We start from the raw sequence: 13848 nt of genomic DNA on the forward strand, positions 1-13848 counted from the left end.
TCTTACGAAGGGAACAGCTCGGACAGTTTCATCGACAGCATCATATCGCCTTCAACGCGCAGTTTGCCGCCCATGAATGCCTGCATGCCGTCGGTTTCGCCGCTGACGATGTCTTTCAAGGTCTGGCTATCCAGCACCAGCGTGCAGTTGGCGTCCGGGTTTTCGCCTTCCTGGATGTCGCAAGTGCCATCCTTGACGATCAGCGCGTACTGCTTGTCTTCGTCGGTGATGTTGAAACCGAAGACCAGATCCAGACCGGCAGCGGCGGCTGGGTTGAACTTGGCTTGCATTGCTTTTACGGCATCAGCTACGGAGGTCATGGTTCGATCCTTTCTTGGTAATAGGAGCTGGGTGAATACAGCTAGGGTCACAGTAAGCCGGACTCAGCGGAAAGTGATGAGTTCCGGAGCCTTCAGCAGTTGCAGGTGTGCGTGACTGTTGAAGGAAGCCAGAGCCACCTCGCGACCACGAAATTTCAGTTGGTTGAGCGAGGTGTTGACGATCTGCCAGTTCAGTTCAAAGGCCTGTCGGGCAGGCATTTGGGTAATGAGGTGGAGCAGGGCGGTGATGGTGCCGCCAGAGGTGAATACCGCGATGGTCTGGTTTTTTTGCGCCAGATCGAGGATGCGGTGCAGTCCGGCCTGAACCCGCTCGACGAACCCCAGCCAGCTCTCCAGGCCGGGCGTGTCGTAGGTGCCAGCCAGCCAGCGTTCGACGATCAAGGCGAAGATGCGTTGGAACTCGGCACGGTTCTGGGCGGCGTTGCGCAGGATGTCGAGGGCTTCGGGCTCATCCGGCAGCATGGCCGGGAGCAGGGCGCGAATCACCGCGTCGGCATCGAATTCGTTGAACGCGGAGTCGGTTTCCAGGACCGGCACCGGCAGGCCTTTGGCGCTGAACTGATCCAAGGCGCTGGTGGCGGTGTGTTGCTGACGGCGCAGGTCGCCGGCGAGGCAGCGATCGAAGCGGATCCCCAGCTCGGCAAGGTGCTGGCCGAGGATTTCTGCCTGCCGTACGCCGGTCGCCGACAGGACGTCATAATCGTCTGCACCGAAGGAGGCCTGGCCATGTCGAATCAAGTAAATGCTGCCCACGTCCGCGTCATCCCGGTACGTTGAAGGTTTGGCGAGGTTATGAGGATGGCGGTGAGCTGTCAATGAAAAAACATACGCTTGTTTGAAATGCCCGTTACAGGCCTGTTGCCAGAGGTTTCACGGCTGGCCGACCGGTCAGCGCATGGGTATGCTTGGACCATCCCGCGTGTGTTTCACTTTCACGCATTGTTTTGAGGAGTCTCTGTGGATTTTTTCACCGAATACGCCAGTTTCCTGGCCAAGACCGTCACCCTGGTGATTGCCATCCTGGTGGTGCTTGCCAGTTTTGCCGCGTTGCGCAGCAAGGGCCGGCGCAAGTCGGCGGGGCAGTTGCAGGTCAGCAAGCTCAACGATTTCTACAAAGGCTTGCGCGAGCGCCTGGAGCAGACGTTGCTCGACAAGGACCAGCTCAAGGCCTTGCGCAAGGGCGAAGCGAAAACCGAGAAAAGCGAGAAGAAGCAGAAGAACAAACCTCAAACCCGGCCACGGGTCTTTGTGCTCGACTTCGATGGCGACATCAAAGCCTCGGCCACTGAAAGCCTGCGCCACGAAATCACTGCATTGCTGACCCTGGCGACGCCGAAAGACGAAGTGGTCCTGCGCCTGGAAAGCGGCGGCGGAATGGTGCACAGCTATGGCCTGGCCTCCTCGCAACTGGCGCGGATCCGCGAGGCCGGTGTGCCGCTGACCGTGTGCATCGACAAGGTCGCGGCCAGCGGCGGCTACATGATGGCGTGCATCGGCGAGAGGATCATCAGCGCGCCGTTCGCCATCCTCGGTTCCATCGGCGTGGTTGCCCAGTTGCCCAACGTCAACCGCCTGCTGAAAAAGCACGATATCGATTTCGAAGTGCTGACCGCCGGCGAATACAAACGCACCCTGACCGTGTTTGGCGAAAACACCGAAAAAGGCCGGGAGAAGTTTCAGGAAGACCTGGACATCACCCATCAGTTGTTCAAGAACTTCGTTGCCCGTTACCGTCCGCAACTGGCGATCGACGAAGTCGCCACGGGCGAAGTCTGGCTAGGCATTGCGGCGCTCGACAAGCAATTGGTGGACGAACTCAAGACCAGCGATGAATATCTGGCCGACCGGGCGAAGAAAGCCGAGGTTTACCATCTGCATTACGCCGAGCGCAAAAGCCTGCAAGAACGTATCGGCATGGCTGCCAGCGGTTCGGTCGACCGCGTACTGCTGAACTGGTGGAGTCGCCTGACTCAACAACGCTTCTGGTAAATCTCCAGGCATAAAAAAAACGCCGGTCACATGACCGGCGTTTTTATGTCCGCAGCTTTAGCCGAAGGCCTAGCGGCGGCGGAACAGCGGCAACGGCTCGTCAGTGGCGGCCTGATAAGTCACCGAAAAGTCCTTGAGGCCTTCGAGGGCTTCGTAAGGGTCTTTGTCGGGACGCACGGCAAACGCATCGAAACCGCAGCGGCGCATGTAGAACAACTGATCACGCAGCACATCGCCGATTGCCCGCAGCTCGCCTTTGAACCCGTAACGATCACGCAGCAGACGCGCGTTGGAGTAGTTGCGACCGTCGGTGAACGCCGGGAAGTTCAGAGCGATGACTTGAAAGCAATTGACGTCTTCACCGATTTCCTCGGCTTCCTCGTCCGCATCCAGCCACACGCCCAGACCGCCATCGCGGGCTTTCAGGGCGTGGCCATGATCGCGCCACAGCGACAGCGGCACGATCAGGTCGTCGCAGTTGGAAATGCCGTCGAAGGTCGCGTCCTTTGGCAGCAGGTGCCAGGTTTCGTCGACGACTTCGTTGTTTTTAATGATTCGCTGCATAGACGCGTTCCTTGAAGAGGTCGATGCCAATACGCTGATAGGTGTCAATGAAGCGCTCGTCTTCGGTACGTTGTTCGACGTACACGTCAATCAGCTTCGAAATGACATCCGGCATGGCTTCCTGAGCGAAGGACGGACCGAGGATCTTGCCCAGGCTGGCATCGCGGCTGGCGCTGCCACCGAGGGACACCTGATAGAACTCCTCACCTTTCTTGTCCACCCCGAGGATGCCGATGTGGCCGACGTGGTGGTGGCCGCAGGCGTTCATGCAGCCAGAAATGTTCAGGTCCAGCTCGCCGATGTCGAACAAGTAGTCCAGATCGTCGAAGCGGCGCTGGATCGATTCGGCAATCGGGATCGACTTGGCGTTGGCCAGCGAGCAGAAGTCACCGCCCGGGCAGCAGATGATGTCGGTCAGCAGGCCGATGTTCGGGGTCGCGAAACCTTGCTCGCGCAGCTCGCCCCACAGGGTGAACAACTGGCTCTGCTCGACGTCGGCCAGAATGATGTTCTGCTCGTGGGAGGTGCGCAGTTGCCCGAAGCTGTAGCGGTCGGCCAGATCGGCGACGGCATCAAGCTGTTTGTCGGTGATGTCGCCCGGCGCAACGCCGGTCGGTTTCAGCGACAGGGTCACGGCGACATAGCCCGGCTTCTTGTGCGCCAGGGTGTTGCGCGTACGCCAGCGGGCGAAGCCCGGGTGTTCTTTGTCGAGCTCGGCCAGTTGCGCGGTCTGGTTGTCGAGGACCTTATAGTCGGGATCGACGAAGTGCTTGGCGACACGCTGCAGTTCGGCTTCGGTCAGCGTGGTTTGGCCACCGCGCAGGTGCTCCATTTCCGCTTCGACTTTCTGTGCGAACACTTCTGGCGTGAGGGCTTTGACGAGGATCTTGATCCGCGCCTTGTATTTGTTGTCACGACGGCCGTAGCGGTTGTAGACCCGCAGGATGGCGTCGAGGTAGCTCAACAGGTCCTGCCACGGCAGAAACTCGTTGATGAACGCGCCCACGACCGGCGTACGACCCAGACCACCGCCGACCAGCACGCGGAAACCCAACTCGCCAGCGGCGTTATAGACCGGTTCCAGACCGATGTCGTGGACTTCGATGGCGGCGCGGTCAGCGGTCGAGCCGTTGACGGCGATCTTGAATTTACGCGGCAGGTAGGCGAATTCCGGGTGGAACGTCGTCCACTGGCGGACGATCTCGCACCATGGGCGCGGATCGATCACTTCGTCGGCGGCGACACCGGCGAACTGGTCGGTGGTGACGTTTCGCAGGCAGTTGCCGCTGGTCTGGATCGCGTGCATCTGCACGGTCGCCAGCTCAGCCAGAATATCCGGGATGTCTTCCACCGCCGGCCAGTTGAACTGCACGTTCTGCCGCGTACTGATGTGGGCGTAGCCCTTGTCGTAGTCGCGGGCAATCTTGGCCATCATGCGCACCTGACGCGAGGTCAGTTGGCCGTAAGGCACGGCCACGCGCAGCATCGGCGCAAAGCGCTGGATGTACAGGCCATTTTGCAGGCGCAGGGGGCGGAATTCTTCTTCGCTCAGTTCACCTGCCAGATAGCGTCGGGTCTGATCACGGAACTGCTTGACGCGGTCCTCGATGATCCGCTGATCGTACTCGTCGTATACGTACATATAAGTCCTGTTCTCAGGCTTGGGCTACTCGGAAAACGCTGCGTTTTCGCTTGCTGGAGTCCGATTGTGCCTCTGCAATTCTGCGCGCACGGCCGCGCACTCCCTGACGGAGCCGGGGCAATATACCCGTTTGCAGTTATGCGCAAAAGTGATGTTTGAGTATATGTAAAGAACCAAATCGCCTAACCAGAAAGGTTATTCGCTAATCCACATTTGTCGTGCGGACAATCATCGTCTTAACTGTGGACGAGTCTTTGTGCAATCACCGATAAAACCGATAAGAGGCGATGCAATGAGCAACCCGACCAAAGCAAGGAAAAGTGATAGCAGCGTTGATGCATGGGCCATTTTGTTCCTGATCATTCTGGTGGTGGGAACCGCGGTGTTCTGGGTCAGCCATCAATAAACGACCCATCCGGGTCTGCGCGCGACGATTGTCGGACAAAAACGGAATCAGGCGTCAATAGCCCTTGGTTCGATGGCTATAATGCGCGGCCATTTTTTCCGGGGCCCGGATGCTTCATGTTCAAGTTTCTCCACATCTGCCTGCTGCTGTCGGGCGTGCTGCTGCACACCTGCGCGCGGGCCGAATCGGTGCTGTTTCTCAATCCGGGTTCGACCACGGAAGCTTTCTGGCTCAGCTATTCGCAATTCATGCAGGCCGCTGCCCGGGACCTGGGGATCGATCTGCAGATTCTCTATGCCCAGCGCCAGCCCGAACTGACCGTGGCGCAGGCGCGCATCGCGTTGCAGGGGCCGCAGCGTCCCGACTACCTGGTGTTCGTCAACGAACAATACGTCGCTCCGCAGATTCTGCGCCTGGCGCATGACAGCGGCGTCAAGCTGTTCATGGTCAATGCCGCGCTCACGGCGGATCAGCAAGCCCTGTCGGGCGAACACCCGGACCGGATCGGCAGCCTGGTGCCGAACGACGAGGAGGGCGGTTACCTGATGATGAAGGAGTTGATCCGCCGACATCCGCCCGTGGCGCGCGGCGAACAAATCGAGCTGCTGGCGTTCTCCGGGCTGAAAATCACTCCATCGGCGCAACTGCGCGAACGCGGCATGCAGCGCGCGTTGGCCGAACACCCGCAGGTGCGCCTGCGGCAATTGGTCAACAGCGGCTGGAATCGCCAGCGCGCTTATGAACAGGCAAAACTGTTGCTGGGCCGTTATCCGAACGTTTCGCTGGTCTGGTCGGCCAATGACGAAATGGCCTTCGGCGCCATGCAGGCTTTTGCCGAACAGGGCAAAGTCGCCGGCAAAGATGTGTTGTTCAGTGCGGTAAACACCTCACCGGCGGCGTTGCAGGCGTTGATCGACGGGCGCGTCAGCGCGCTGGTCGGCGGCCATTTCACCTTGGGCGGCTGGGCACTGGTTGCGATACACGACCATGATCAAGGCGTCGACCTCAACCAGTACGGCGGGCGCGATCGACAGGTTCCTCTGTTGCAACTGATCGACAAGGCGCACGCGCAGCAGATGCTGGCACAGGGCGCAACGCCCGATTACGGCGTGCGTTTCCACACACTGTCGGCCAAGGGGCGCCCGCCGGCGTACCGCTATCCGTTTTCGCTGCAAACGCTGATGCGCTGAACCCGGTCAGACCCCGGCGAAATGCAGCACCAGCTTGACCACCGCAAACAGCACCAGGGCAAACACCGCGGTGAACAGAATACCCAGCAGCACAAAATGGCTGGGTTTGCCATGGGTAAAGTCCCGCGCCCGATTCTTGCCGCTCTGCACCCCGAATGCCGCCGCCATGACGCTGTGCAGCATCTGCCAGAAGGTCGGCGGTTTGTTATCGACTGGATCGTCCATATATCCCTCTTCGAAAGTCGTGCACGACAAGCATAGTCAAGCCGCCGGCAAATGCCTGCCCCGGCTGACAAGGGCATATCGTTACAACTTCGCCTCGGGCCTATAACTATGTATCGCTGCGCAGGACCAGCGCGATGGTGTGCTGTAGCTCCATTTACAGGAGCGATGTATGTCCCTCAATTCCGTCACCCCGACCGACCCACCGCTCACGGCAATCCCTCACGCCACCGACAGTCTTCACGCGCCATACCTTGAAGCGGCGGTACCAGAATGGCTCATCAATGCTTCTGCGCAGCGAAAACAGGCGCTCCGGCAGGCCGGGACCAGTCTGCCGCAGTGGTACACGCGAGCCTCACCGCAACAACGCAAGGCAGTGGATGCTGCTTTCAAGGAGAGTATGGCGGCGCAGGTGCGACTGGACAAAACCCTGTCTGGATTAAAGGACATCGACGCGTTCGCCCGGCCAATACTGACCAGAGCGCTGAAGAAGCACCACAACGTTCACGCTGATGTCGACACCACGCTGCTATGCCTCGTGCGCCCGTTAACCTTGGGTATCTTCAATATTGAAATAGATTCGTTCGACGTCCTGAAACTGCCGCTGCTGCAGGCGGCGCTGCACAATTTCGAGGCTCGTGAATGCGTGCCCGGCGCCTATCACAGGTCTTCCGGCTTTATCCGCGAAACAGCCACGCCCGGTGTTTACAAGCCGGTGAAAAAGAACCTGAAAGCTCACGATTTTATGCGGCTATGTCGCAAACTGAATATCGGCGGCAAGTACCAGACCTATCTCAACCGATTTTTCTACCCCACGGATCCCGCAGCGCAAACGTCCCTGCGCGAGCATTTCATTACCGCGCAAAAAACCGCGCTACGGGCAGCGGCCGAACGAGCATTACTGGAGAACGATATAGGGCCGCAAGATCACGCGATGATTCTTTCGGTCGCCAACGGCGAAGTAAACCCTCGGGTGGGCGGTAAACAGGTCTGGTTTCACGACTTGGGCCTGATGCACGAAAGGCTGGTGGGCTGTGTGCTTTTCACGGTCTGTGAAAAAAACCAGCCGATCGACGCCTTGATTCTTTATGTGCCCAATGACCCCGAACATCCGCTGAAACGCTATACCGGCACGCAAATGAGCGACACGCTCAAGCGCCTGCTGAGCGCGCGCGACCCAAGTCAGCCGCAGAGCGCCAATCCGACGCCGTATCAGCGTTTTTTCAGCCAGTTCATGCCTTATGAAAAGCAGCCTTACTATTTCAGCCAGTTCGTTCGGCCGCGTGACGACGCTCCGTCCGGGTTGCTGACTACGCCATGGCTGAAGCTCGTCGAAATCACCAACCCTTTCGGTCCTTTGTTCAAGATTGATGAACGGCCACCTGAGCGTACGGAATACGAGCCCGAGCCGGAACCTTACACCGCTGTCTCGCTCCTGCCACGTGAAGACAAGAGCCTATGGGATGAAAACACCGACCTGTGGGCTTATCTCTATGATCAGCATCGAAATAAGGTGCTGGCCGACGCCCGCAGTCATGCAGTTCCCACCCGCGATGTCGATATCAAGGTCCGCGATGCCAAGCTTGCAGCGCTGCTGGAGATTGGCATGCTGGGGCTGAATGTCTTGGCTGCCTTTGTCCCGGGGCTGGGGGAAGTCATGATGGGGATCATGGCCGCGCAATTGTTGTCCGAAACCGTTGAGAGCGTGGTGGAGTGGAGCGATGGTGACAAGCACGCCGCCAAGGCGCATCTGGTGGATGTCGCCGAAAACCTCGCGCTGATAGCACTGATGGCCGGTGCAGGGGCCGGTTTTAAAAAACTCACCGCTGTCGCGCCCGAACCGGTGATCGAAGGGTTAAGTCCGGTAACCTTGCCCAACGGCGAAACGCGTCTGTGGAAACCCGACCTGAGTGGCTATGAGTGCGATGTCTCGCTCGGCGGTGAGATCAGGCCAAATGAGCAGGGACAATACAAGGTTGGTGACAAAACTTACCTGCGCCAGGGCGGCCATTTTTACCAGCAGATCGTTGATGAATCGACGGGGCAGTGGCGGATCAGGCACCCCATCGAACCCAACGCTTACCAGCCTGTGATCGAGCATAATGGCCGCGGCGCCTGGCGCCAGAGCCTGGAGCACCCGATGACCTGGGACCGCCTGACACTGCTGCGGCGCATGGGGCATGTCACTGATGGTGTTCCCGCAAGCAAGCTGTTGATGCTGGCCGACATCAGCGGGGTCAGCGAAAGCACCCTGCGCAAGATGCACCTGGACCACGCGCCGCCGCCTCCCGAGTTGCTTGATGCTTTGCGTCTGTTCAAGGCGGAGGCCGGGGCCCGCCAAATGATCGAGCAATTACGTGGCGCCGCACCGATTGACCATCATTATCAGTATGGCTTGCCGTTGGTCACCGAGATGCCACGCTGGCCGACCGGGCGGGCGCTGGAGGTTTTTGAAGGCACGCAGCCGTCGGGACCTTTCATCCGATACGGCGAGCAGAAGCGACTGCCCCCACACCTCGCCAAGCCTGCAATCCGGCTCAGTCGGGAGCAAGTGCTAAACGGTGAAATGCCCGCGCGAATTCTCGAGTCGTTGGAGGAAAGCGAAATTCGCCAACTGCTCGGCGATGTTGTTTCACCGAGGGGCACCGCCAGGGCAGAGGCCTTCCGCCAGCAACTCGCTGATTTTGCCTACTCGCGACAATCAGCTGTTTTCGACAGCCTTTACAAGGGCACGGAAGCGGTGAGTGCCCGCGCCCGTGCGGTTCAGCGTGAGTGCCCGGGCCTCAGCGATGTGGCTGCGCAGGAGGTACTCGAACACGCCTCGTCGGCAGAACTGGCTCGTCTGGATGCGACGGGGCGAACGCCCTTGAACATACTTGAAGAGGCTCGCTGGCACGCGCGTCAGGGGCGCCGGATGCGCGCATTTGCCGGATTGCGCAGCGATCATCTGGCCTCGGCGGACAGCCGGCGCCTGGCCTTGCATGCACTGGAGCGCTTGCCGGGCTGGCCACCGACGTTGCGTCTGGAGGTGCGCGAAGGCAGTCCGAATGGTGCGTTGCTTGACCACATCGGGCAACCCAACGCGCCGATCAAACGCTATCTGGTGAAAAACGGGCCTGTCTTTCAGGCCTTCGATGACGGCGGGCAAGCACTCGGCAGCGTCCCCGGCGAGGGCGACAACTTCTACAGCGCGATCATGCACGCGCTGCCCGATGATGCACGTACCGCCCTCGGCGTGCCCGAGGTCAGTGCCAGCCATGTACTGCAACGGAACATCATCGACGCTGCGCAGATTTATCGGCGTGACGCCGCGTCGCTGCTGGCACCGCGGGCCAAATGGTTCAAGCCGCCGGTGCGGCTGAACGCGAAACTCACCGGCTACTACGCGAGTGGCCGCGGTCCAGGTCTGAATCCTCATCTGGGCAGGCGCGTATTGGCACTTTATCCGGGACCTGGACAAGCACAGGCGTTCCTTATCGAACAAGCTGGTCTCAGCGAAAGGGACGTTCTCGCCGTGCTGGCTGAACGCCGCAGTGAGTGGAATGCGCTTAATCACACGCTTGAACACTGGCAGGCTGAGCCGATGGGGCAGCGGGCGGAACAGCAGCGCGTGCAGTTTTCCCGGCAAATCAGGGCTGCCTGGCGCAATGCTCCGTTGGCCGCACAGGCCGCACAAAGTGCACAAGCCGCCGAAGCGACACGCCTGTCGCTGGTGTGTGATACGCCGCTGCCGCGGCTGACCCAGTCCCTTGCCCATGTGCGTGAGCTCTCGGTGCGCGGCACCGGCATGACAGACGCCAATGCCGATGGGTTTCTAACGCAGTTTCCCGGCGTCACGGATCTATCGATTGGCGATCTTGAGCACGGCGCAGGCCAGCCGATCGTTAACCACGCGCCGCTCACCACCTTGCCCGAAGCAGTCACCCGCTTATCCGGGCTTACCCGTCTGCGCTTCACCAGCCACGCGCCCTCGCTGTCTGCGGATTTTGCACCCAGACTGCGCGCACTCACGACGCTGGAAGAACTGCACATCGATTATTCAGGCTTGGATTCAACCCGCTTGCAGTCACTGGACCTGACGCCACTGACCGGGTTGCGACGGTTGCGAATAGACGCCCCCAATGCCTTATGGCAATGGCCTGGTTACGTTGAGCAACTTGAGCAACTTAAATGGCTGGACCTCTCGCGCACCGCAATCAGTTCAATACCGGAGTCGATGTACAGTGGGCATGAGCGGCTTTGGTCCGGGCTGTCGCTGGACTGGTCACACATCTCCCCGGCAGCATTCATGCGCGCGTACGAGTATGTGAGCAGCTACTCCGGTCCCTTGGGGCATCTGGTCGATGTGGACCAGATGGTCAGCCAGTATTGCCTTGCAGAACTCGACGCCATGGCCCTTGAGCCGGAGTCGGTGGCGGCCTTGCCCGAAGCACTCAGTGCCGCTTGGCCATCTGCGCAAGAGCGACTCGCGGCGATCAGACAGATCAGAGCGGAGCATGAGGAGATTTTTGAGCTGTTTTACCCACCCGTCCAGGCAGATGGCTGGCGCACCACAACGCCGCGGGTGCCAGCGGTCAGAGGCGGCAACGCCGAAATGTTACGTGCCCTTAACAACAGCTGGCTGGGCGCGGTTCGTCAACGTTATGGCCTGACCGCCGATGTTGCTACGTTTGAGTGGCCTGAGAGGGGAATCAATCTCTCATTGGGCGCAGGTGTCGAACCCATCAGGGCGCTGGCGTCGCTGCCAGCCGGCAGTTTTCCCCACGTGCGCACGTTGCGCCTGGGGGGGCTGGACGTGCCTGCGGCCCAGGCGCGCCGTTTTATCCGTGCGTTCAGCGCTACTGAAACCCTTGAAATCAGCGGCAACGGTTTTACTGAGTTGCCGTTTGCCAGCGATGAACTGCCTGAGCTGACGCGACTGGATGCCTCGCGCAATCGCCTCGGCCCGGAAGTGCAAGCGCAAATCGACCGATTGCAGCACATCAGATACCTGAATCTGAGCAATAACCGTCTGCACACGCTGGACGTCAGTGGCTTGCCCGAACTGCAAGCGCTGAGCCTGAGGGCAACGTCGTTGCACGCCTGGCCCACAGGCGCCGAAAACCTGCCGCGGTTGGCCTGGCTCGACCTGCGCGACAACCAGATTGCCGAGTTACCGCAGCACGTACTGAGTGACCCGGATCTTCTGCTCAGGAGCCATTTCAGCGGTAACCCTTTCAACGCAGCGGGTCAGGCAGCCTTCGCAGCGGCGATGCAGCGCATCGAGCAGGCACAGGGGCTGCGCCGTGGCACGTTGGCGCGTTTCGCCGCAGAACCGTTGCCGGCGCAATTTCCGCCGGGGGAAACAGGCGCCTCCCTGGCTGAACGGCTGTTGCCGCTTCCCGAACCAGGCCCCATCGCTGTGGACGAGGCTGGATTTGTCACGCGCTTGAAGCGTCTGGACCCGCTCGTGACGCAAGCGCTGGCTGAGCGCAATGTGCGAGAGTGGCGAGCGGCGGGGATGAGCATTGAACAAATCGATGTGCACATCAGCGAGTGGCAGCACAATTTCGAGGCGCTGACACGCCAGTTGAACGACTGGCTGTATACCCGTGAGAGGGGCATCGGCACACGCCGCGTCACGGCGCAAGGTCGGCAGATTGCAGCGCAGCGCATCAGGGAAGCCTGGCTCACCGGGCTGACGATCCCTCCCGGCAGGTCCTATGTGGAGCTGCAGCTGGAAAATTTGCCAATCGGCGATCTGCCGGTGCTGGTAACGCCGCTACCCAGAGTCGTGACGCTGAATCTGAGGGGCGTGGGAATGACCGGGCAGGGCGCTAACGGGTTTCTCGCTGCATTCGCCAACCTTGAAGTGCTGAACCTCAGCGACAATGAGCTGGCGCTGATACCTGATGCGGTGCTGCAGATGGATCAGTTGGTCGCGCTGCACATGCAGCGCTGCAACCTTGCCAGCGCGACGCGTCTTCATCCTCTGCTGAGCAACCGGCTGCAAAGACTTTATCTGGGCAATAACCAGTTAACCGCGTTCACCGCGCCTGACTTGGGCGTCCTTGATACCCTTGATTTAAGCGATAACCGCTTGGGCGAGTGGCCTGCGGCAGTCTTGCAAGCTCCGCGCTTGCACACGTTGATTCTGAGTGGCAATCGCATCGCGGAAATTCCGCCGAATCTCTTTCGTGGCCAATACCCGAACCTGGTTGTCGGTACTGACCTGTCCGGGAACCCCAACCTGTCACTGACCGCACTGCAGCGCCTTCGGCACCACACCCGAATGAATCAGTCGAACTATGCGCTGGGCGTTTCTCGCACCGAAATTGACGCGATGGTCGATGAGCGCATCTATGGCAGCGGCGAGAGTTCTCCAGAACCCGACAACGTTGACATTGGCGCAATCGTCTTGCCTGCCGAAGACGTTTTGTCACCCGTCTACGATGTCTCGCCCAGGGCACTTGAGCCATGGCTGGCTGACACACCTGCCCACTTGATTGCGACGCGCCGCGCGATTTGGACGCAGTTGGCGCAAGAGCCGGGCCATGAGCGTTTTTTTCAGTTGATCCGGTTCCTGCGGTTAACCGAGGAGTTCCGGCAGATACCGGCCGACCTCACACATCGACTATGGGATGTCATGCAAGCGGCGAGTGAAAACACCGAGCTGCGAGAGCTGCTGTTCCAGGGGGCCGAGACCCATGGCACCTGCATCGACGGGCGGATACTCGCGTTCAGTGAAATGGAAGTGCGGGTGTCTGTCTATCGCGTCTTGCTCGACATTCCGCTGAACCAACCCGTGCGCCGAGGGCAGGCGCTGTTAAGGACCTCGCGGCAGTTGTTTCGCCTGGAAAGGGTTGAGGCACTGGCCGAGGCGCAAGCCGCGAAGCCGGGCAGTGATCCTGCGGAAGTGCGCCTGAGTTATCGCATCGGGATGACCCGCGGCTGGGACGACGGCATCGAGTTGCCGGGACAACCCTCGCATATGTCTTTCGACCGTCCGATCAGTGGCGAGCTTCAGGCGACAACCCGGGCTTCGATCATGGCAGCGGAGCAAACCGATGCACTGTTGGAGAGCATGCTGTCGCGCGATTACTGGCTCACCTATTTGCAAGAAAACTATCAGCCGGAAATGGACGCAATCGATGCCGCCGTCGCTGAGCAGGGCTATCAGCTCTTGAGCGAGACACAGGATCGGCTGGAAAGCGGGGAGATCGACAACGATCAATACGAGCGGCAGCTGGTTCAGGCGAGCTTTACGATTGAGTCCCAACGCATACAGAGCCTTATTGAGCTGACCCGTCGAGTGGTCAACGACCTGCAGGGCCTTGTCGCGGAGCATCCGGGTCGTGATTCACCGCAGCCGGGCCCTTCATGGCGGCCGTAAAGCTCTGACATGAGGGGCATCTGCGGCGAGGCGGCTTTCCTCCTCGCCGCGGTGCGGGCACACACCCTGTTACCTACTCCCGATCATGCGATATCTGGATACCGCAGTCGTCGTGTCCTGAG

Annotated in this window: 8 protein-coding genes; 3 read left to right on the top strand and 5 right to left on the bottom strand. The window is 60.0% G+C overall.

Annotation, left to right across the window (positions count from 1 at the left end; all coding sequences use genetic code 11):
- Positions 1 to 2: 2 nt before the first annotated feature.
- Complete coding sequence (locus HU743_RS10760) at positions 3 to 320, bottom strand: SCP2 sterol-binding domain-containing protein (protein ID WP_016774477.1); 318 nt, start codon at positions 318 to 320, stop codon at positions 3 to 5.
- 63 nt (positions 321 to 383) lie between these two features.
- Entirely contained in the window at positions 384 to 1094 is a 711-nt protein-coding gene (locus HU743_RS10765; RefSeq protein ID WP_186648588.1) for a histidine phosphatase family protein, read from the bottom strand.
- Between the two features lie 204 nt (positions 1095 to 1298).
- On the opposite strand from HU743_RS10765, the gene sohB reads away from it, so the two are divergent.
- The gene (sohB, locus tag HU743_RS10770; protein ID WP_186648589.1) at positions 1299 to 2330 is read left to right on the top strand and encodes a protease SohB; all 1032 of its coding nucleotides are present in this window, start codon (positions 1299 to 1301) and stop codon (positions 2328 to 2330) included.
- A 69-nt stretch (positions 2331 to 2399) separates the two neighbouring features.
- Here sohB and HU743_RS10775 read toward each other — a convergent pair whose 3' ends face one another.
- Positions 2400 to 2894, bottom strand: a complete 495-nt coding sequence (locus tag HU743_RS10775) for a DUF934 domain-containing protein (protein ID WP_186623387.1) — start codon at positions 2892 to 2894, stop codon at positions 2400 to 2402.
- Positions 2878 to 4536, bottom strand: a complete 1659-nt coding sequence (locus tag HU743_RS10780) for a nitrite/sulfite reductase (protein WP_186546441.1) — start codon at positions 4534 to 4536, stop codon at positions 2878 to 2880. The genes HU743_RS10775 and HU743_RS10780 overlap by 17 nt, the downstream gene beginning before the upstream one ends.
- A 522-nt stretch (positions 4537 to 5058) precedes the next feature.
- Here HU743_RS10780 and HU743_RS10785 point away from each other — a divergent pair.
- A complete protein-coding gene (locus HU743_RS10785) occupies positions 5059 to 6132 on the top strand; it encodes an ABC transporter substrate-binding protein (protein WP_186648590.1) in 1074 nt (357 codons plus the stop codon).
- A gap of 6 nt (positions 6133 to 6138) precedes the next feature.
- On the opposite strand, the gene HU743_RS10790 is transcribed toward HU743_RS10785, so the two are convergent.
- Positions 6139 to 6357 carry a DUF2970 domain-containing protein gene (locus tag HU743_RS10790; protein ID WP_186546439.1) on the bottom strand — a complete coding sequence of 73 codons (219 nt, stop codon included), beginning with the start codon at positions 6355 to 6357 and terminating at the stop codon, positions 6139 to 6141.
- 169 nt (positions 6358 to 6526) lie between these two features.
- On the opposite strand from HU743_RS10790, the gene HU743_RS10795 reads away from it, so the two are divergent.
- On the top strand, positions 6527 to 13726 hold the full coding sequence (locus HU743_RS10795) for an NEL-type E3 ubiquitin ligase domain-containing protein (RefSeq protein ID WP_186648591.1): 7200 nt from the start codon (positions 6527 to 6529) through the stop codon (positions 13724 to 13726).
- Positions 13727 to 13848: the final 122 nt, after the last annotated feature.

Origin of the sequence: Pseudomonas sp. SWRI99 (genome assembly GCF_014270125.1) — a bacterium.
GTDB classification, from domain to species: domain Bacteria; phylum Pseudomonadota; class Gammaproteobacteria; order Pseudomonadales; family Pseudomonadaceae; genus Aquipseudomonas; species Aquipseudomonas hamedanensis.